General features: G+C 44.6%; 20 protein-coding genes and 2 pseudogenes. 16 read left to right on the forward strand and 6 right to left on the reverse strand.

All coding sequences use genetic code 11. From position 1 onward, the window contains the following. Window positions 1–319 precede the first annotated feature (319 nt). Window positions 320–862, reverse strand: a complete 543-nt coding sequence (locus TT12_RS01390; protein WP_243443212.1) for a TetR/AcrR family transcriptional regulator — start codon at window positions 860–862, stop codon at window positions 320–322. A 317-nt stretch (window positions 863–1,179) separates the two neighbouring features. On the opposite strand from TT12_RS01390, the gene TT12_RS01395 reads away from it, so the two are divergent. From TT12_RS01395 to TT12_RS15100, 14 genes and pseudogenes are all read left to right on the forward strand, one after another. Then, a complete protein-coding gene (locus TT12_RS01395) occupies window positions 1,180–2,331 on the forward strand; it encodes an acyl-CoA dehydrogenase family protein (RefSeq protein ID WP_045445571.1) in 1,152 nt (383 codons plus the stop codon). A 117-nt stretch (window positions 2,332–2,448) separates the two neighbouring features. Continuing rightward, window positions 2,449–3,656, forward strand: a pseudogene (locus TT12_RS01400) (acetyl-CoA C-acetyltransferase). Between the two features lie 85 nt (window positions 3,657–3,741). Then, window positions 3,742–5,910, forward strand: a pseudogene (locus tag TT12_RS19230) (3-hydroxyacyl-CoA dehydrogenase NAD-binding domain-containing protein). Beyond that, window positions 5,903–7,006, forward strand: coding sequence for a CaiB/BaiF CoA transferase family protein (locus tag TT12_RS01410; protein WP_227678850.1), 1,104 nt, complete (start codon window positions 5,903–5,905; stop codon window positions 7,004–7,006). The pseudogene TT12_RS19230 and the gene TT12_RS01410 overlap by 8 nt, the downstream one beginning before the upstream one ends. Before the next feature lie 71 nt (window positions 7,007–7,077). Continuing rightward, a complete protein-coding gene (locus tag TT12_RS01415; protein ID WP_353511607.1) occupies window positions 7,078–8,298 on the forward strand; it encodes an AMP-binding protein in 1,221 nt (406 codons plus the stop codon). 14 nt (window positions 8,299–8,312) lie between these two features. Next, entirely contained in the window at window positions 8,313–8,762 is a 450-nt protein-coding gene (locus tag TT12_RS16045; RefSeq protein ID WP_353511608.1) for an AMP-binding enzyme, read from the forward strand. Window positions 8,763–9,457: 695 nt separating this feature from the next. Beyond that, window positions 9,458–10,252, forward strand: a complete 795-nt coding sequence (locus tag TT12_RS01420) for an ABC transporter ATP-binding protein (protein WP_243443213.1) — start codon at window positions 9,458–9,460, stop codon at window positions 10,250–10,252. A 64-nt stretch (window positions 10,253–10,316) separates the two neighbouring features. Then, complete coding sequence (locus TT12_RS18110; RefSeq protein WP_279378768.1) at window positions 10,317–10,448, forward strand: hypothetical protein; 132 nt, start codon at window positions 10,317–10,319, stop codon at window positions 10,446–10,448. A 118-nt stretch (window positions 10,449–10,566) separates the two neighbouring features. Beyond that, complete coding sequence (locus tag TT12_RS15085) at window positions 10,567–11,472, forward strand: ABC transporter permease family protein (RefSeq protein WP_207803949.1); 906 nt, start codon at window positions 10,567–10,569, stop codon at window positions 11,470–11,472. Then, the gene (locus TT12_RS15090) at window positions 11,436–11,969 is read left to right on the forward strand and encodes an ABC transporter permease family protein (RefSeq protein ID WP_207803950.1); all 534 of its coding nucleotides are present in this window, start codon (window positions 11,436–11,438) and stop codon (window positions 11,967–11,969) included. Before TT12_RS15085 ends, TT12_RS15090 begins: the two co-directional genes overlap by 37 nt. A gap of 130 nt (window positions 11,970–12,099) precedes the next feature. Beyond that, entirely contained in the window at window positions 12,100–13,104 is a 1,005-nt protein-coding gene (locus tag TT12_RS01430) for an ABC transporter substrate-binding protein (RefSeq protein WP_045451478.1), read from the forward strand. Between the two features lie 141 nt (window positions 13,105–13,245). Continuing rightward, the gene (locus tag TT12_RS01435) at window positions 13,246–14,388 is read left to right on the forward strand and encodes a TIGR03364 family FAD-dependent oxidoreductase (protein WP_045451481.1); all 1,143 of its coding nucleotides are present in this window, start codon (window positions 13,246–13,248) and stop codon (window positions 14,386–14,388) included. Then, window positions 14,388–14,846, forward strand: a complete 459-nt coding sequence (locus tag TT12_RS15095) for an HAD family hydrolase (RefSeq protein ID WP_207803951.1) — start codon at window positions 14,388–14,390, stop codon at window positions 14,844–14,846. Before TT12_RS01435 ends, TT12_RS15095 begins: the two co-directional genes overlap by 1 nt. Before the next feature lie 6 nt (window positions 14,847–14,852). Further along, window positions 14,853–15,131 carry an HAD hydrolase-like protein gene (locus TT12_RS15100; RefSeq protein ID WP_207803952.1) on the forward strand — a complete coding sequence of 93 codons (279 nt, stop codon included), beginning with the start codon at window positions 14,853–14,855 and terminating at the stop codon, window positions 15,129–15,131. Between the two features lie 218 nt (window positions 15,132–15,349). Here the strand turns inward: TT12_RS15100 and TT12_RS01445 are convergent, their stop codons facing one another. From TT12_RS01445 to TT12_RS01460, 5 genes are all read right to left on the reverse strand, one after another. Then, a complete protein-coding gene (locus tag TT12_RS01445) occupies window positions 15,350–15,895 on the reverse strand; it encodes a GlcG/HbpS family heme-binding protein (RefSeq protein WP_045451484.1) in 546 nt (181 codons plus the stop codon). A gap of 70 nt (window positions 15,896–15,965) precedes the next feature. Continuing rightward, window positions 15,966–16,799 carry a CynX/NimT family MFS transporter gene (locus TT12_RS01450; protein ID WP_243443214.1) on the reverse strand — a complete coding sequence of 278 codons (834 nt, stop codon included), beginning with the start codon at window positions 16,797–16,799 and terminating at the stop codon, window positions 15,966–15,968. Further along, entirely contained in the window at window positions 16,724–17,176 is a 453-nt protein-coding gene (locus TT12_RS16050) for an MFS transporter (protein ID WP_243443215.1), read from the reverse strand. The genes TT12_RS01450 and TT12_RS16050 overlap by 76 nt, the downstream gene beginning before the upstream one ends. Window positions 17,177–17,328: 152 nt before the next feature. Continuing rightward, the gene (cynS, locus tag TT12_RS01455) at window positions 17,329–17,799 is read right to left on the reverse strand and encodes a cyanase (RefSeq protein WP_045451487.1); all 471 of its coding nucleotides are present in this window, start codon (window positions 17,797–17,799) and stop codon (window positions 17,329–17,331) included. Window positions 17,800–17,886: 87 nt separating this feature from the next. Continuing rightward, window positions 17,887–18,549, reverse strand: coding sequence for a carbonic anhydrase (locus TT12_RS01460; RefSeq protein ID WP_045451490.1), 663 nt, complete (start codon window positions 18,547–18,549; stop codon window positions 17,887–17,889). A gap of 138 nt (window positions 18,550–18,687) precedes the next feature. On the opposite strand from TT12_RS01460, the gene TT12_RS16055 reads away from it, so the two are divergent. Both TT12_RS16055 and cynR read left to right on the forward strand, forming a co-directional pair. Beyond that, entirely contained in the window at window positions 18,688–19,014 is a 327-nt protein-coding gene (locus tag TT12_RS16055) for a LysR family transcriptional regulator (protein WP_243443216.1), read from the forward strand. Further along, a complete protein-coding gene (gene cynR / locus TT12_RS01465; protein ID WP_243443217.1) occupies window positions 18,939–19,595 on the forward strand; it encodes a transcriptional regulator CynR in 657 nt (218 codons plus the stop codon). Before TT12_RS16055 ends, cynR begins: the two co-directional genes overlap by 76 nt. The last annotated feature ends 32 nt before the right edge of the window (window positions 19,596–19,627 follow it).

Here is a 19,627-nt window from a genome sequence, read left to right on the forward strand (position 1 = left end):
TATCAACAGATGAGTGAACAAGATTATGAAATGGTTGATAGAGTAGAAGAATATAAGCTAAAAAAATCTAAGGAATGTTAATTTCTAAGCATTATTTTTTAAGCATTAAGTAAAGCCTCACTGCAAAGTGAGGCTTTTTTCGTTGTGATCTTTAATGATGAAATTGAAAATTGGCTGGTATGAATATTTCATAATATTGTATAAATTATTGTATATCGAACTGATTATATATCAGGCTTTGATATGGCTCGCCATAAAATCACGAATAACGCATCAAACTCTGCATTAATGGGTGTATCGGTCTGGCGAATGATATGCATCAAGCAAGACGACTGATAAAACCCATAAACACATCAAAAAGTATATAAAGGGGCACGGTGTCATTTAGTACCCCGCGGTTTTGACCATCTTCTAATACATTTAAAAATGCCCCAATCAGCTCTTTATTTTCATAAATCGCAATATTACGTATACGCGATGCCGACACTGAAGACAGTACCATCACCGCATCGGGATGTGAGTCTACAAAGTCAAAACAGACCCATAATGTCTTGCGTAGCCGATCTTGCACGCTATCAATGCCTTGCAAATGATCCATGATACGCGCCGCCAATCTGCCCAATACGATATCCATAATGGTATAAAACAACGTTTGTTTATCGCCAAAATATTTATACAGCGTCTGTAGTGAGACATTGGCAGACTTTGCAATTTGTGCCATGGTTACCTCATTAGAATCAAAACCTGCAAATACTTTACGAACGGCTTTTTCAATTTTTTCTAAAGTAGCAGGGCGCATATCGGATAAGGGTGCCAAAGCTCGGGCTGTATTCATACTAGATATCTGACTCGTAGATTGCATGCTTGATGATTCCTGTGCGGTGAGAATTTTTATACTGTGCTACAGCGTCTTATTTATCGGCTTGATAAGCTAGAGTTGAAATAGGTAATATAAATTACTATTGTTTGTTAATAGGTTGCGCATAGTCTTTTACTGTCCTAGTATAAGTCTTGCATGATATTAAATATAAAGAATACTAAGATTGTATATAACGGTAATTAAAATTACCATAAGTAATATGTTTACACTCAATAGTATTTTATATTAGGGCGTGTCCTCGTTTGAATTGAGGACACGCCCTAGCCATTATCAACTTCCCATCGTCAAGGACAGACAATATGAGTATTGAAAAATTCACCCCGAACTGGATGACCGAAGAGCACCAGATGGTGCATGACAGCGCGCTTAAAATGTTTCAATCGTGGGAGCCAAAGGACGAGCAGTGGCGTAAAAACGGCATGATTGACCGCGCTGCGTGGGAAGAGGCTGGCGCGATGGGATTCTTATGTGCATCGATACCAGAAGAATATGGCGGCGGCGGCGGTGACTTTGGTCATGAAGCGGCGCTTCTTTATGCGCAAGCTGAGGCTAATCAATCCGGATTCGGCGGCATGGTGCATTCAGGTATTGTCGCGCCTTATATCTTGAGTCATGGTACGGAAGCGCAGAAAAAAGAATGGCTACCTAAGATGGCGACGGGTGAGTATGTGGCTGCGATTGCTATGACCGAACCGGGTACAGGCTCAGACTTGCAGAACATCAAAACCTATGCGGTAAAAGATGGCGATGATTACATTATCAATGGTTCAAAAACCTTTATTACCAATGGTCAGCATGCCAACCTGATTTTGCTCGCCTGCAAAACCGATCGTGAAAAAGGGGCGCAAGGTGTTTCGCTTATCGTGGTAGAAACGGACAAAGTAGAAGGGTTTGAGCGTGGTCGTAATCTCGATAAGATTGGTCTGACCTCACAAGATACTTCGGAGTTATTTTTCAGCAATGTACGTGTGCCGCAAAAGAATTTGCTTGGCACAGTAGAGGGCATGGGTTTTATTCAAATGATGCAAGAGCTGCCACGTGAGCGTCTAATTATTGCTTTAACGGGCGTTGGTGCGATGAAGCTCGCGATTAATTTGACCCTAGAGTATGTCAAAGGTCGGGAAGCCTTTGGTAAACCTATTTGGAAGTTTCAAAATACGCGCTTTAAAATGGCAGAATGCTACGCTGATTATCTCGCTGCTAGCACGATGTGTGATGCCGCTGTCGATGCCATGTTAGAGGGCAAATTAACCGTACCGCAGGCGTCTTTGATTAAATATTGGGTGACGCAAAAGCAATGTGATGTGATAGACGAATGCGTCCAGCTGTTTGGCGGTTATGGTTATATGACGGAATACCCAATCGCTCGCCTATATGCTGATGCACGAGTACAAAAAATCTACGGCGGCACCAATGAAATCATGAAAGAGCTGGCGTCACGCTTTATGTAAATGGCTGATGTAATTGTCTATTTTAACTATTGGTTTTAGTTCTCGATTCTAACATGACGATTATATTGCCATCATCCATCATGGTTATTTATTCAAAAAAGATAAAAAGGGATTTTTATGACTGAGACTGCTTACATTTATGATGCTATCCGCACCCCGCGCGGCAAAGGTAAAAAGGATGGCTCTTTGTATCAGGCGTCACCGATTTGGCTTGCCCATACCTTGTTAAAGGAAATGCAACAGCGCCATCATTTGGACACCAGTTTGGTCGATGATGTGGTGCTCGGTTGCGTGACGCCCGTTGGTGAGCAGGGTTCTGATATTGCCCGTATTGCGGTCATTGATGCTGGCTGGGCGCAAAGTGTGGCGGGTGTCACTTTATCTCGTTTTTGTGCCTCAGGTCTGGAGTCTATCAATCTAGCCGCTGCCAAAATCATGTCAGGTATGGAGGACATGGTGGTTGCAGGTGGCGTAGAGTCGATGAGCCGCGTGCCTATGGCTCTGACGGCGGGGCGTGGTATATGGATCCACGGGTTAATGAAGCGACGCATTTTGTCCCGCAAGGCGTTGGCGCGGATACCATAGCGACGCTAAAAGGTTTTAGTCGCACCGATGTCGATGCGTTTGCTACCGAGTCGCATCGCCGCGCCGCGCATGCTTGGGAGCAGGGCTATTATGATAAATCGGTCGTTCCCGTCACCGATATCAATGGCATGACGCTATTGGATAAAGACGAAACCATCCGTCCCAATACCAATGTTGAAACCTTAGCAGGTCTCAATCCTTCTTTTATTATGCCGGGTAAGATGGGCTTTGATAGCGTTATCTTGGACAGATATACCACCATTGAAAAAGTAAATCACGTGCATCATGCGGGCAATTCTTCAGGCATCGTTGATGGTGCTGCAATTTGCTTAGTGGGTAGTGCAGCTGCTGGTCAAAAAGCAGGCCTTAAACCACGCGCCAAAATCACCATGGCCTCAGTCATTGGCTCAGAACCCGCTATTATGCTGACAGGGCCAACGCCTGCCTGCCAAAAAGCGCTCAAAAAAGCAGGCATACAAGCTTCAGATATAGACCTATGGGAAATCAATGAAGCCTTTGCTGCTGTTCCCCTGGATACTGCCGATGACTTCGGACTCTCGCTTGATATCGTCAACGTCAATGGCGGCGCTATCGCGATGGGTCATCCACTTGGCGCCACGGGCGCGATGCTCATGACAACTGTGCTTGATGAATTAGAACGTCGCGATCTAAAAACCGCGATGATTACGCTCTGTGTCGGTGGTGGTATGGGCATCGCCACTATCATTGAGCGCGTGTAGTGCTGATAGCGCTAATAGATTTTAGTGATTGTCATTAGTTTCTAGTGAATGATATCGACATAGAATAATATAAAAAGGATTTGAAATGAGCACAAACAGCGTAGACGCCATCAATGCATTGAACCACTTTTCTGCCGAATCTGATAAGGGCATTATCACCGTCACGATTGACCAAAGTAGTCGCAAAATGAATGTCATCGGCGACGGTTTCACCGATAATTTTGCAGTGATGACTGACAGCTTTATTAACGACGCGTCCGCCAAAGGTTTGATTTTAACCTCTGGCAAAAAGACCTTTGTCGTCGGTGCTGATATTGATCAGTTGGCTAATATTAAAACCGCTGAACAAGCGTTTGAGCTGGTCGAAGACTGAAAGCCAGTTTACGCAAACTAGAGAAATCAGGTAAACCTGTCGTTGCTGCTATGACTGGAACGGCACTTGGCGGTGGTTTGGAGTTGGCATTGGCCTGTCATTATCGTATCGTGATTGATTCGCCTAAAACTAAATTGGGTCTACCTGAAGTCAAATTGGGCTTGCTGCCGAGCGGCGGAGGTACTCAGCGTTTACCTCGATTGGTTGGTATTCAATCAGCTTTAGAGCTGATGACCCAAGGTAAAGAGCTGCGTCCAACTGCCGCTAAAGACATGGGTCTAATTAATGCCGTTGCCACTGACAAAGCAGATATGCTCAAGCAGGCAAAATACTGGATCAAAGCTAATCCCGATGCCCAGCAGCCATGGGATAGAAAGGGCTTTAAAATTCCCGGCGGTGATAGTAAACATCCTAGTATTGTGCCGATATTTTCTATTGCACCAGCCATGGCCAATCAAAAGTCACACGGCAATTATCCAGCCATTACCCATATCATGTCTTGTGTGTTCGAGGGCTGCTTAGTGGATATCGATACAGGACTTGAGCTTGAGTCTCGTTACTTCGCGGCTTGTATGCTGTCTGTTGAATCTAGAAATATGATCAATACGCTATGGACGCAGCTGAATAGTATTAAAAAAGGTCAATCTCGTCCAAATGGTTTTGAGCGCTATAAACTAAAAAGGTTGGTGTTCTAGGTGCAGGCATGATGGGCGCGGGCATCGCTTATGTCACTGCAAAGGCGGGGATTAACGTTGTACTCCTCAACACTGATATAGCAGGCGCTGAAAAAGGCAAAGCATATTCTGCTACTATTTTGGATAAAGCCATTAGCCGTAAACGCTCTACTGAGGAGAAAAAGCAGGCGTTACTCAATCGTATCAAGCGACAGTGTCTTATGACGATTTGGCAGACTGCGACCTGATTATCGAAGCGGTGTTTGAAAATCGTGAGATTAAAGCCAAGTGTACTCAGCAAAGCGAGGCGGTGATTCCTAACACGGCTGTCTATGCATCTAATACGTCGACACTTCCTATCACTGGCTTGGCAAAAGCCAGCACCCGTCCCAATCAATTTATCGGGCTGCATTTCTTCTCGCCAGTCGATAAGATGCCGTTGGTTGAGATTATCATGGGTGAGCAAACGGATGACGCCACTTTAGCAAAAGCCTTTGATTATGTGCTACAAATCGGTAAAACACCTATCGTCGTCAATGACAGTCGGGGTTTTTTTACCTCACGGGTATTTGGCACTTATGTGTCAGAAGGGGTGGCGATGTTAGGCGAGGGTGTCCATCCGCGCAGCATCGAGGTTGCTGGCATGAAAACCGGTATGCCCATGCCGCCATTGGCATTGCAAGATGAAGTCTCATTAAGTTTGGCGCTACACGTGAGCGAACAGCAGCAGCTAGATATGGAGGCTGAAGGTAAACCCATTGCTATGCGTCCTTCGTACGAGATACTCAAAACGCTGGTCAAAGAACACAATCGCGAGGGCAAAAAGAATGGTAAAGGCTTTTATGAGTATACCGATAACGGCGACAAATACTTGTGGCCTGAGCTGATGAATTTATATCCAGCAAAAGCCGCGCAGCCATCACAGCAAGATTTAATTGACCGTTTGATGTTTATCCAAGCCAACGAATCCGCTAAGTGTTATCAAGAAAACGTCGTCCGCTCTGTCGCTGATACCAACATCGGTTCTATCTTTGGCTGGGGCTTTGCACCACATCAAGGCGGTACGCTACAGTTTATCAATTCGATGGGGTTAGAGACGTTCATCACCCGTAGCCGTGAACTCGCGGCTCAATACGGTGAGCGTTTTGAGCCAGCACAAATTCTGCTAGACATGGCAGATAAAGGAGAGGTGTTTTCTGATGACTGATTCTACGATTAATACGAGCACTGGTTCAATGATAGATTTAATGGCAGATTGCTTACAAGGGCTGCGCGTCGTTGATTTGACTCGTAATTTACCGGGACCCTTTGCCACACGTTTGCTTGCAGATTTGGGCGCAGAAATCATTAAGATTGAACCCAAAAATGGTGATCCTGCCAGAGCCTTTGGTGAATTATTTAAAGCACTAAATCATGGCAAAACTACTGAAAGTCATGATTTCCGTGATCCTCAAGGTATTGCTGCTATCAAAGCGCACCTCAAAGATGCTGATGTGATGTTGGACAGCTTTCGCCCCGGCGTCCTAAAAGGCATGGGACTAGATGCCAAAACGCTGCATGCGATTAATCCAAAGCTAGTCATGGTATCGATTACTGGTTATGGTTTGGCATCTAGCGATTCGAAAATTGAGATTAATCATGACTGGGCTGATAAAGCCGGTCATGATATTAACTTTATGGCGATGAGCGGTGTTTTAGACCAATTAAAGACGGCGAGTGGTGAGCAGGCGATGCCTAACGTGCAATTTGCGGATTTGGCAGGTGGTAGTGATACCGCTGTGATTGCATTGCTGGCTGCGGTGTTCGCCGCCCAGCGGACGGGCAAAGGTCGTCATGTTGCGGTTAGTATGACGCACAGCTTGTATCAACATATGATAATGCCAAAGGCAACGGGAACACTGGTGAAAAGCTTTTCAGGACAACAACCAGCACCACAAAATGATTTTTTGGGTGGATTATTGCCTTGCTACCGCCTATACAAAACCTCAGATGCACGCTATATGGCTATTGGTTCGCTAGAGCTCAAATTTTGGCAAGGATTGTGTGAGGCGTTGGCGTTGCCAGCGCTCAAAAACAGCCATTGGCAACGTGGTGTTATGCCAAACACCTCTGAAAGCCAAGCGGCAGCTAAGACGGTAAGTGATAAGTTTGCCAGTCAAACGCTTGAGCATTGGCAACAAGTTTTTGCACTCGTTGATGTCTGCGTGACTCCTGTGCTTAGCCTGAGTGAAGCAAAAGCACATCCCTTATTTGCCCACCAAGATGAGTATGATGCAACGTCAGGATGGCAGCAAGTTGAGTAGTTATGTTTTTTATGAGAAATGCTTCAAAGCCATTGAGTTTTTCATAAGTTGATTACCAAGGAAGGTAAATTATGGATCAGTTTTGGACGCAGCATTATCCTAAAGGGATAAATGCACAGATAGCGCCGCCACATAATACATTGATTGACATGTTTGATGACAAATTAACAGAATATGCCAGCCATGAATTTATCACCAACATGGGTGTTACTTATTCTTATGGGCAAGTGGATAGCCTGTCATTGGCTATTGCGGCTTGGATTCAAAGTCTGGGTCTAGCAAAGGGTTCGGTCATAGGCATCATGATGCCCAATGTCAACCAGTACCTGCCTATTGTCATAGGGATAATTCGCGCTGGTATGGTCACAACGCTCATCAATCCACTGTATAGTCCTCGTGAATTGAGACATCAATTGGCTGACTCAGATACTGCTGTATTATTTATATTAGAACCATTTTGTAAAACGTTAGAGAAAATTATCAAAGACACGCCTGTCAAAACTGTGGTCATCAGCAAGATTGGCGATATGTTAGGAGTAGTGAAAGGTGCGTTTGTTAATATCGCTGCCAAATATGTCAAAAAAGCCATTCCCTGTTATCAGTTGAAATCCAATTCTCGCTATACCGTGACTCGCTATAAAGCCTTTTTAAAACGTGCCAAAAAATTAAGCTATTCTCGCCCTAGCATTCAAGCGGACGACTTATTAATGCTGCAATATACTGGCGGTACGACAGGTGTTGCCAAAGGTATCTTGATTACCAATCAAAATGTTGTGACCGCCACTTATCAATTTGTCGAATGGTTCAAGCCAGTCTATGACACCATGTCTGATAGTACTCAAATAAATACCATTGTCGCTTTACCGCTGTATCATATTTATGCGTTTATCTGCTCAATAGTTGGGTTGAGTGTGGGTCAGCATCTCACACTGGTGACCAATCCACGTGATATTGAAGGGTTTATCAAGATATTGCGCAAGCGTCCTTTTCATCTATTGCCTGGTGTTAATACTTTGTTCCAAGCCCTGCTGATGAACCCCAAATTTAAGGATCTGGATTTTTCCGCATGCAAGTTAACTGTAGTTGGTGGTATGGCAGCGACCCCTGAAACCGCTAAGCGCTGGCGTGAAGTCACAGGTCTGCCTATCCTCGAAGGCTGGGGTATGTCTGAGACGCTAGGCGTGGGTACCGCTAATCCATTTAATGGTACTGAATATAGTGGCAATGTAGGGTTACCACTGCTAGTGTCGATATCAATATCCGTGATGATGATGAAAATATTCTCGCCATAAATGAAGTTGGTGAGATGTGTATCAAAGGTGATAACGTCATTACTCATTATCATAATATTGACAATACGACGTTTTTTACCGCTGATGGTTACTTAAAGACAGGTGATATCGCGTCTATGAATGAGCAGGGTGCTATCAAAATATATGACCGTAAAAAAGACATGATTATCGTCAGTGGTTTCAACGTTTATCCTAACGAAGTAGAAAACATCATTGAGGAGCACCCTAAGGTTGCCGAATGTTCAGTGGTTGGTATTGATGATAAGTTGCAGGGTCAGTCGGTCAAAGCCTACGTTGTAAAATCTGATGACAGCTTAAATGAGGATGATATTAAAGCGCTGTGCCAAGCAAATCTGGCCGCCTATAAATGCCCGCGTCATATCGAATTTATAGACGAGTTACCCAAATCAACTGTCGGAAAAATACTGCGTCACAAGCTGAGAAAATTGGCTCATGAAGCATAATGATTACTCAAGAGGAACATTGCATGAGCATCTTATGATCATTTTACGACTACAGCATGACCATCATCAGTCACCAATAATCAGGATTCATACCGACATTCAATGAGAGTAAAAGCTCTTGATACAATTTACCGCCTCCAATCAATAACGCTCACGGTTAGTTTGTTCCGTCTGAAAATGTAAATGATCGATTCGCCAGCTATTTCCGTAAGGCTCATTTAATGGTATTAAATGAGGCCTTATGTTTTGGCAAATGCTTATGGGGTTGTTTTCGATACTTTATCTAGGCGTGTCCTCATTTTAAAAATGGTGATAAAAATGAGATAAATTGCCGTCAAACAAGGAAGCTAGCACCGTTAATATCGAGATATTGATAAGCTATGTGACGATGTTTAGCAAAATTTAGCCATTTTTAGCCCATTTAGAGAGTAATTGATTGAATTGAGGACACGCCCTAATGTTGTTTGATGTCATCGTATTGTCATGGCTCTTTAACCAAAATGTCACAACTACTGGCTACACTGCTGACCTAGGCAACACAAATAATAAATGATCAGGTTGGTTGATATGTTAGAGCTTAGAGGTGTGACGAAAAAGTATGAGAATAAAGTCATCTTTGAAGATATTTCCCTCAAAATTAATAAGGCGAAATTGTCTCAATCTTAGGGCCTTCTGGGTGTGGTAAAACGACTTTATTGCATATTATCTTGGGTTTGACGGGTATCAATGGCGGTCGTCTTGCTTATAACGGCGAAGACATTACACGAGTGCCGATGAAAAAAAGAGGCTTTAATATTGTCTTTCAAGACTATGCACTGTTTCCCAATCTAAATGTCAAACAAAACATCGAATACGGTCTACGCAATAATCCCCATATTAGCACGCAAGCAGAAGTCGATGAACTGGTCGACTTACTCGATATCAAAGCCCACCTAAATAAACGTATCAACCAGTTGTCAGGCGGTCAAAAGCAACGCGTGGCACTCGCACGCACTTTGGTGATGAAGCCTAAAATTCTGTTATTAGATGAGCCTTTATCTGCGCTAGATGGTGTCATCAAAGAAACCATCAAAGCACGTATTCGCGAGATTTCCGTTCGCTATCAGTTGACGACTTTAATAGTCACTCATGATCCAGAAGAAGCCATGACGTTATCTGATCGTATTTTACTGCTCTCAGACGGCAAAGTGGCACAGTTCGCGACCCCAACGGAAATCATTCGCAACCCAGCCAATGATTTTGTCAAAAACTTCATTCTCAATCAGCTCAATATTAAGCGTCGCAATATCTTAAGTTTATTCGCGGATGATAGCGCAAATATCGACCCCTTAAGCAAATATACCCAGCGCCAACATTACGGTCAGGATGACAGTGTGGTGACACATCGTTATGACGATATCGATGGTATTAAAACTATCGACAATACCGACGATCTTAACGTTATCAAAGCCAGTCATCAGCAAAAACGAAAAGATGCCACCATCAATTAATATTGATTAAAAATAAAAATGTTGTGAATGAACGTATTTGACTATTTGATCGTCTTGGATATTTATGAAATTGAGCAATTCACCCCTCGTAAAAGCAATTTGGCTATTCGTTGCTGTTTTATTCGTTATGTTTATGTTTGTGCCATTAGTCAAACTGCTGGCACTGTCTTTGAATGTCGGTGATGCATTAGGCTAGAAAACTACACCAGTATTTTGAGCAGTGATGGCTTTTTGCAGACCATGAAAAACAGCTTTTTTGTGGCAACGATGAGTGCGCTTAGCGCGACGTTTTGGGCTTTATTTTGGCTTATACCGTGCATTGGACCAATTTGCCCAAAAGTTTTAAACAATTTATTAAGCTGGCGGCATTATTTCCTATGTTGTTGCCAACCGTAACCTATGGCTTTGCCATTATTTATACCTTTGGTAAACAAGGCTTGCTGATTCAGATTATAGGCTTTCAGCTGTTTGAGGACATATATGGCTTTTATGGCATGTGGCTTGGTTATACCATTTATACCTTGCCCATTGCTTTTTTATTATTGAACAATACGTTCCAATATTTGGACAAAAAGTTTGTCGTTGTATCAGAGTTGATGGGAGACTCTCCTTATCGCCAGTTTGACATGACTGTGGTGCGCCCTCTAATCGGCACCTTTGCAGCAGCGATGATTCAATGTTTCTTTTTAGCCTTTACAGACTTTGGTATTCCAGCGTCGATTGGGGGGCAATATAGCGTCATCGCCACTGAGCTTTATACCCAAATCTTAGGCGCGTCACCTTCATTCGAAAAGGGGGCAGTGGTTGCGCTATTTATGCTGGTGCCATCAATCCTAAGCATCGCCATACTATGGTACGTGGCACGCTTCAATGTGCGCTATGACTCAGTTGAAATGATTGATCTGCCCACCTCAAAAATCAAAGACCGTGTTTTGGCGGTGTTATCGAGTGTGATTTTAGCCTCACTGTTACTGGTATTCGCCGTGATATTCATCATCCCATGGATTAAATCATGGCCTTATCAGATGGTCTTCACCACCGAGATTGTCAGCGAGGCTTTAGAGTCTGCCAATCTGATGCGGGTCTATAAAAATTCATTACTTGTGGCGGTATTAACGGCGGTGTTTGGCACCTTGATTACGTATTTTTCAGCCTGTTATACGAGCGCTCAAGCCTGTTTAAAATGGGTAAATTCAGTATTGAAAGCTCAGCATTGGTAACCAATACGGTGCCTGGAATGGTCGTAGGTATTGCCTATTTGATGGTGTTTTCGGGGTCGGCGGTCGCCAATACTATTTTTATCATCGTGATTAGCAACATCATTCATTACTTTGCCACGCCTTATTTAATGAGTAAAAACGCACTGTCTAAAATGAATTTGGGCTGGGAGACGACGGCTGGTCTGTTGGGTGACTCATGGTTTGTATCGTTACGCCGCATCGTCGTGCCCAATTCATTTTTTACGCTGATTGAAGTCGCTTCGTTCTATTTTATCAGCGCCATGGTGACGATTAGCGCGGTTATCTTTATTTCAGGTGCCAAAACCATGGTACTCACCACCAAGATAGTTGAGCTACAGCACTTTGCGCGCTTCGATGAGATTTTTATCTTGTCGCTGATGATATTGCTGACCAATATTGGCGCACTGATGTTGTTTGCTATGGTCCGTCATATTTATAGCAAACGGCTCTCTGGTAGAGCGGCAATAAAAACCTAAGTCAATGGTGGTGCCAACGTCTTCTTAGTCTTACCCATCGGTCAAGCGCATTGATAAGACTTATTTTCGTTTTATATTTTAAGCAACACCTTTTTCATTATTAAAACATCAACAAATAATAGGACAAATAATGTTTTTATTCAAAACGTTAGTGGCAAGTTTCGCGTGTGGAATCGTCTTAGCAGGTTGTAATTCACCTGAGTCGGAAGGAGGTGCTTCTAGCAACGTCGAAGAAGTGGTCATTTATAGCAATGCCGACGAAGAAGCGGTCGAGGTCATCCAAGAGGTTTTAGACGAAGCAGGCTATGAGGGTCAGTATGTCTTTCAGTCTTTTGGGACAGGGGAGTTGGGTGGGCGTTTGCTGGCAGAAGGCGATAATACAGAGGCTGATATGGTGACGATGAGCTCGTTCTACTTAGAAAGTGCCCAAGCCAAGCATCCTATGTTTAAAGAATTGACCTTTGACGTTGACCCGCAAGTGGCGGTCCCCAATTACTATGCACCAATACTGGGCTTTACGGGCGCTATTATTTTAAACACAAAAGAGATGGCGGCACAAAATCTGCCCAGACCAACCAGTGCCAAGGATTTGGCAAACCCGATCTACAAAAATAAAATTGCGATGGTGGATCCTAATGGCTCATCGACAGGTTGGCTCTTTATTCAAGACGTCACCGCTACTTATGGAATGGGCGCTGAAGGGCAGAAAATTATGAACGATATCCGCATCAATGCGGGTCCAAATTTGGAATTATCAGGCTCAGGTCCGATCAAAAAAGTGATGGCAGGTGAGGTGCCGATTGGTTTTGGCTTGCGTCATCAAGCAATCGCAAACAAAGCACAAGGCTTGCCTATTGATTATGTTGACCCAAGCGAGGGAAATTATACGCTGACGGAATCGGTAGCCGTTATTGATAAAGGCGAGAATACCAATCCAAATGCGATAAAAATAGCTGAAATTATTGTTAAAAATGCGCGTCCAAAATTATTGACGATATACCCAAATGTGATTTATGACGGTGAAACAGTCGCTCCTGACAATCACATAAAAAACAGTAAAACGTACGGCGAGCCACTGACGGCTGAGCTGTTAGATAAGCACAGAGCGTTTTTCCATGGACAAACTGAATCGTAAATGAATCCATAAAAACCGTGATGAGTAGTCATTATCCAAATGCACTATTTCATCGGATAGTGAAATCCTTAAAACATGGATTGCGCCGCTAAAACATAAATTGAGTATCATTTGTAATCAATCATAAAGAAGAAAAAAGCTATGACAGGGACAAGTAAATTATCAGATAAACAGTATGATGTGGTCGTCGTTGGGGGCGGTATCGTTGGTCTTGCCAGCGCTTATGCTGCCGTAAAAAAAGGGCTGAAAGTGGCGCTGGTAGAGCGTGAAGCACAGAATAAAGATGCCTCGATTCGTAACTTTGGCTTTGTGACGGTTAGTGGTCAGCGTAGCGGTGAGCATTGGCAACGTGCCATGCACTCACGCAATATCTGGGCGGATATCGCGCCAAAAGCCGGTATCAAGGTTGAGCATACCGGTTTGCACATCCTGGTTCAGCGCCCTGAAGCGATGAGCGTTGCCGACGCGTTTTTGAAGACTGAAATGGGCGAGTCCTGTCGCTTATTGAGCCAATCAGAAATACAGGAGCAGACGCCTTATCTTAAAACAGGTTTGGGCGTTTTATATAGCCCGTATGAGCTGAGAGTTGAGTCAAATACGGCGATTGGCAAATTGGCGGACTGGTTAGCACAAGTGCATGGCGTGGATTTTTATAACAAAACCACGGTTCAGGCGGTTGATTTGCCCACTGTTCATACCAGTCGAGGGGCGCTACAGACAGCGCATTGTGTGATCTGTCCTGGGGCAGATTTACATGGCTTATATCCTGATACTTTAGCGCAGTCTGATGCCAAACTCTGTACCCTCAATATGATGCGCGTGATGCCAAGGCAAGCGTTCAAACTAAATGCTGCTGTCATGTCAGATCTGAGTTTTGCTCGTTATGATGGGTTTGCCCAGCTACCAGAAGCCCGTGCGCTTATCAGCTTACTTGATGCTACCCAAGCTGCTGAGCGCAAGGCTGGCGTACATTTAATCGTTGTTCAATCAGCGGATGGCTCACTTATCATTGGTGATAGTCATAATTACTGTGATAAAGAGCTGCCCTTTAGAGACACTTATCAAGATAACTTAATCATCAACGAGTTCAAAAAAGTCATGGATATCGGTGAGGTAGACATCACTCAGCACTGGTTAGGGGTCTATCCAAGTGCCGACAATGTCGTGTTTAAAGCATCACCAGAATCAGGAGTTGCCATCGGTACCATCACAAGCGGCACAGGCGCATCAACGGGATTTGCCTTTGGTGAAGAGTTAGTTAATTTAGTATTGGAGTCAAAATAATGAATACAGATATTCATCGTATCAAAGCGCCATTCGACGCGATCAAACTGTGTGTCTTTGATATGGCAGGCACGACCGTCAATGAAAATAATTTGGTTTATAAGACCGTATGTGATGCGATCAATCACACCTTACAACAGGTTGGTCGAATAGACATTCAGGTCAATTTAGAGGTGTGTTTAGAGTTTGGGGCTGGCAAAGAAAAGCGACAAGCCATTAGTGATATACTCAATGAAGTATGCAAACATGACAATACCGCGACCGCTGATAGGGAAAAATGGACGGATACTGCCTTTAATGCGTTTAAATCAGCGTTGGCATCAGCCTATACCAAGGACACGGTAGCAACCCTCGATGGCATGCTAGATTTTTTCACTCAATTAAAGCAGTCGGGTAGAAAAGTCGTGCTAAATACGGGCTACGATATTCAGACAGCCAATAAAATATTAACCTTTTGATGGTCAGTGGGTCGTGATATTGATGCTTTGATTACAGCAGATGATGTGCACAATGGTCGTCCTGCACCAGATATGATTACCCTTGCTATGGACAAGTTTGGGATTGAGCATTCGCAACAGGTATTGAAAGCAGGGGACAGCGGCATTGATATCGAAGAAGGCAAAAATGCCCATTGTGGTCTATGTGTTGGGGTGCTCACTGGTGCTCAAACCCATGTGCAACTGGAGAAATATTCACCAGATGTCGTGCTTGAGAAGCTCACGGATCTAGCGGCATTGATCTAGAGTATGTCCTCAATTTAATTGAGGCATCTATATGGGCTAAAAATGGCTAGATTAAGACATGGGGTACTTTAATGGCGCATTTCAGAAGGAGAGAAATCATTAGATGGTTTCTCTCCTTCTGCTTTTATAGAAGTAACGATAAACATAAGGACAGGCAGGCTTATCGATTTTTGAACAGCATAATGTGTGGAATATTTATCTTAAAATTTTAGCGCGCTCTACTGCTGATCTAATGCTTTTAGACCTGCTTTGGCGATGTGTACATCTTCGCTGCCATGTGCGCCGCCCACCCCGATACCACCGACTACGATACCATCGATATAAATGGGCACGCCGCCATCTAAGATAAGGATGTTTTCATCCAGATAGCGTAGGTCTTCAGGAATCGTGCCGTCTTTGATGCCTTTGGCGATGACCGCCGTTTCTCTTTTTTGTGAGTTTGCGGTATAGGCTTTTTTATAACTGGCACGCACGGTATGCACGCCTGCGCGGTGATCTCTGAGAACTGCTAAGGTTTGTCCGGAGGCATCAACGACGGTGACAGATACCATCAAATTGTTGTTTTTGGCCTCTAATGCGGCGGCATTCACCATGTTTTGTGCCATCTCGCCAGTCAATAATGGAATGGTGGCCATCTCTGCTCCTTGAGTTATTACGTTTGATTTAATCGCTGGCACTTGATACTGTGAGTATGAGGTGTTGGCACACGCGGAGATGGACAACAGTGAGGTTGCAAGCGCGGCATAGATAACGAGTTTTTTCATAATCAATCATTTCATAGTTAATCCTTGAGGTTGTTTTGAATATCGCATGACATGACTCAATACGCCTGAATCAAAGCTTAGACAAGTCAATTGCCTGATGATAACTTGCTGGGGCAAACTTGATGGTGACAAACAGCATGCCGATAAGGCTGATCAATAGCATCCACCAAACCGCTTGAAAACTGCCAGTCGACTCGCGTAGCACACCTGCGACATAAGGCGCGATGGCGGTAATAATAAAGCCAATGCCTTGGACAAATGCTGCCAGTGCCCCAGCGAGTTTGGGTTTTGACAAATGATCTAACGCGACGGTCAATGTCAATGAAAAGCAAGCACCAAGACCACAGCCAATCAAGGCAATCCACAAGATGAGTAAAGCTGTCGGCATGGTAATCAAACCTATAAATCCAGCAATTTGTATCCCTACGGCAAAAAACAACCAAGGTCGGCGGTCGAGACGATGGGCGGATAACATTGGAATAACCAGCGCACCAATGACCTGAAAAATCGTCATGATACCGATCAGCTCGCCACTACTTTGCGCGCTCCAGCCCAAAGTCTGCGCATAGCTTGGCAACCATGCAATCATACAAGCATATCCAGCGTTTGCCAGACCAAAATAACTTGCCAGCAGCCAAGCACGGCGATTGCCAAAAAAGTTGATTCTTACCCCGTCGTCTCGATTTTCCATCTGCTCAGAGGGTCGCCGCCACCACAGTACGAGGGCAAAAACTGGCACTACCAGCCAAATACCCAAACCAGATTGCCAACTGTCGTAATGTTGAGCGACCACCGGACTCAAGATAGCGGCAACCCCGCCACCAGTCATTAGTGCGGCAGAGTAAACGCCCATAGCAAGTGGTACGCGTGCAGGATACCAACGCTTGACCACACCAGGTGCCATGCTTGCACGATGGCGATACCCGTGCCGCCTACTAAGGCACTGGCTATCAGCGTACCTCCAGTATCTAACCACAAGCGCCATAAACACGCTAAGGCAATCGCAAACAGACCGCCTGTGATCCACGCGCTTTCACTAAATCGTCGCCCAATCCAAGGCAACAGTAGCGGAAATATACCCATACACAGCATCGGCAGCACCACCAATAAAGAGGCGGCTTGCAAACCCATACCTGTGCTTAGGCGAATTTCTGTCAGCAATGGACCAGTAGAAGTGATCGTTGGACGCAGCGTCATCGCCAACCCAGCAATCACCAGCATAGGAAACAACAAGGTCAGTATCGACGAACGCGCCGTGGAGGAGATATGATCGGTACTCATGAATAATATAAAATCCGTATTAAGAAAGGCAGTACCAAAAAATCACCGCCTGAGTCGCCAAAAAAGCCGACGTCACTATATGCCGAACGTCGACTTTTTCAATAAGTACTATTTTTACAAACCGCTGATTAAACTGCTATTTAAAGCATCATTTAAAAAGGTTTGAACGGTAGGAACTTACCATCTAGAGTGATCACTGCGCGATCACCACCTTCTGGGTCAGCTACTTTTTTGATATCCATTTTGAAATTAATGGCACTGATGATACCATCACCAAATTGCTCATGAACCAAGGCTTTTAGCGTGGTGCCATATACCTGCATCATCTCATAAAAACGGTAGATTGTCGGGTCAGTAGGAATCTCACTACCAACGCTGCCTCGTGATGGAATACATTGTAGTAACGCGATGGCGTCCTCATCAAGTCCTAAAGTTTCACCAACTTTTTGGGCGGCATCAGTAGGTAGCGGATGCTGACCTAGCAAAGCGGCAGTGACAAAGACATCACTCAAGCCTGTTCCTGAAGCGATTTGCTCAAATGACAGGTTCTTTGCCGCTTTGGCAGCAATGATGGTGTCCGTTAATGTTTGACGTGCGGTGTTGCTCACTTGAGACTGAATCATAATAATACCTTTTGAGGTTGGTGGTGGTTATTGGGTTAATTGATTTTCTGATTATGCATAGTCATTGATAATGACAGTTATGTAACGCTAAACGGCGACTGCCAGTGGCGATATCGGATAAGCGCGAACCTCAGTGTGCGTGGCCAATGAGACAAATTCATTGGTCACGCCATCTAAGGCATCGATGTCACCGGACTCGATATCGTAAACCCAGCCATGTAGTGCTAAACGATTTTCTCTTAGCGCCAAACGTATCGAAGGATGGGTTTTGATATTTTCGATTTGAGCGATGACATTTTCACGAACCATAGAAGCGACCCGCTCGCTATCACTGGCATGTTTACGGACTTCATTGACCACCCGTGCTGAGTCAGCATAGCGTAGCCAGCTGCCTACCGCTGGCATATGATCCATGCAGGTGCAGTTGGCAATCGCAGTCATCGCGCCGCAGTCTGAGTGCCCGCAAATCACCACATCCGTGACTTTTAAAGCGGTAACAGCATACTCAACTGACGCCGATACACCGCCAGGCTCAGGACCATAAGATGGGACGATATTACCCGCATTGCGAATCACAAACAGACCACCGGGTTCGTGTTGGGTAACGAGCTCAGGCACTAAGCGGCTGTCTGAACAAGAAATAAACAGCGTGCGCGGGTTTTGTTTGGTCGCCAAATTTTTGAATAAATCGGCGCGCTTAGGATAGGCGTCACTGTGAAATTTTAGAAAACCTTCAATAATATCTTTCATCGCGTTGGCCTCTGTGAAGTCGATAAAAGGAATGATACGTCACTATCGTTATAAGGTAAAATACTAGTATGTTATGATGTCGATAATAATTACTTATGACCAAACTTTTATCAATCCCTAATCCACACGAGATGACCCATGATTCTTCGGCACATTAAGTATTTTTTGGCAGTGGCAAAGTACCAAAGCTTTACCCAAGCAGCAGCGTCTTTGTACGTGTCACAGCCAGCGTTATCGCAGCAGATTAAACAGTTGGAGGAGGGTCTAGGCGCGACTTTATTTGATCGCTCTGGTCGCCGTGTCACATTGACCGATGCCGGTGACGTCTATGCGCGCTATGCCCATAGAGCCTTGCAGGATTTGGAGGAAGGACGCGCGCCATCCACGACGTGCAGGATCTCAGTCGCGGTGCGTTGCGGATTGCGATTACGCCTACCTTTACCACGTATTTGCTTGGACCTTTAATCAAAGCGTTTCATACTCGTTATCCGAGCCTCACGCTAAGCGTGCAGGAGATGTCACAGGAGCAGATGGAAAAGCAAATATTCGATGATGAGTTTGATGTGGGTATTGCTTTTGAAGATGTGCAGTCTGCCGATATCGATACACAAACCTTGCTGATAGAGACGCTCGCACTGGTTGTTAGTAAACATCACCCTCTTGCTAAGCAAGCGGCGATTGATTTGCCAACGCTAAACGCGCAGTCACTGGTATTGCTGAGCCGCGAATTTGCCACGCGCGAACAGATTGAGCATTATTGTCGTCAGCATGACATTGCGCCAAACGTACTGATGGAGGCAAACTCGCTAAGCGCAGTGATCGAAATGGTTCGCCATACTCAACTGACCACCTTATTACCTTCCAACATCGCTCATAATTATGATGAGCTGGTGGCGATTACCTTAGCGCCGTCTTTGCTCCAGCGTACAGCGGTATTACTACAACGAAAAGGTGCGTATCAGAGCGCTGCTACTAAGGCATTTGTTGCGTTGGCACATGAGGTCTGTTCGAACACGGTTGAATCCAAGGCACTGTTTTTCAAATAGAATAAACTTAGAAAACGAACGGTCACGATGAG

The organism is Psychrobacter sp. JCM 18903, assembly GCF_000586475.1.
Taxonomy (GTDB): Bacteria; Pseudomonadota; Gammaproteobacteria; order Pseudomonadales; family Moraxellaceae; genus Psychrobacter.

Excerpts from the sequence above, each read along its gene's own strand:
- TT12_RS01390 (WP_243443212.1), bottom strand. The coding sequence starts at position 862 with ATGCAATCTACGAGTCAGATATCTAGTATGAATACAGCCCGAGCTTTG.
- TT12_RS01395 (WP_045445571.1), top strand. The coding sequence starts at position 1,180 with ATGAGTATTGAAAAATTCACCCCGAACTGGATGACCGAAGAGCACCAG.
- TT12_RS01410 (WP_227678850.1), top strand. The coding sequence starts at position 5,903 with ATGACTGATTCTACGATTAATACGAGCACTGGTTCAATGATAGATTTA.
- TT12_RS01415 (WP_353511607.1), top strand. The coding sequence starts at position 7,078 with ATGGATCAGTTTTGGACGCAGCATTATCCTAAAGGGATAAATGCACAG.
- TT12_RS16045 (WP_353511608.1), top strand. The coding sequence starts at position 8,313 with ATGTGTATCAAAGGTGATAACGTCATTACTCATTATCATAATATTGAC.
- TT12_RS18110 (WP_279378768.1), top strand. The coding sequence starts at position 10,317 with ATGAAATTGAGCAATTCACCCCTCGTAAAAGCAATTTGGCTATTCGTT.
- TT12_RS15090 (WP_207803950.1), top strand. The coding sequence starts at position 11,436 with ATGGGTAAATTCAGTATTGAAAGCTCAGCATTGGTAACCAATACGGTG.
- TT12_RS01430 (WP_045451478.1), top strand. The coding sequence starts at position 12,100 with ATGTTTTTATTCAAAACGTTAGTGGCAAGTTTCGCGTGTGGAATCGTC.
- TT12_RS01435 (WP_045451481.1), top strand. The coding sequence starts at position 13,246 with ATGACAGGGACAAGTAAATTATCAGATAAACAGTATGATGTGGTCGTC.
- TT12_RS15095 (WP_207803951.1), top strand. The coding sequence starts at position 14,388 with ATGAATACAGATATTCATCGTATCAAAGCGCCATTCGACGCGATCAAA.
- TT12_RS01445 (WP_045451484.1), bottom strand. The coding sequence starts at position 15,895 with ATGAAAAAACTCGTTATCTATGCCGCGCTTGCAACCTCACTGTTGTCC.
- TT12_RS01450 (WP_243443214.1), bottom strand. The coding sequence starts at position 16,799 with ATGGCACCTGGTGTGGTCAAGCGTTGGTATCCTGCACGCGTACCACTT.
- TT12_RS16050 (WP_243443215.1), bottom strand. The coding sequence starts at position 17,176 with ATGAGTACCGATCATATCTCCTCCACGGCGCGTTCGTCGATACTGACC.
- cynS (WP_045451487.1), bottom strand. The coding sequence starts at position 17,799 with ATGATTCAGTCTCAAGTGAGCAACACCGCACGTCAAACATTAACGGAC.
- TT12_RS01460 (WP_045451490.1), bottom strand. The coding sequence starts at position 18,549 with ATGAAAGATATTATTGAAGGTTTTCTAAAATTTCACAGTGACGCCTAT.
- TT12_RS16055 (WP_243443216.1), top strand. The coding sequence starts at position 18,688 with ATGATTCTTCGGCACATTAAGTATTTTTTGGCAGTGGCAAAGTACCAA.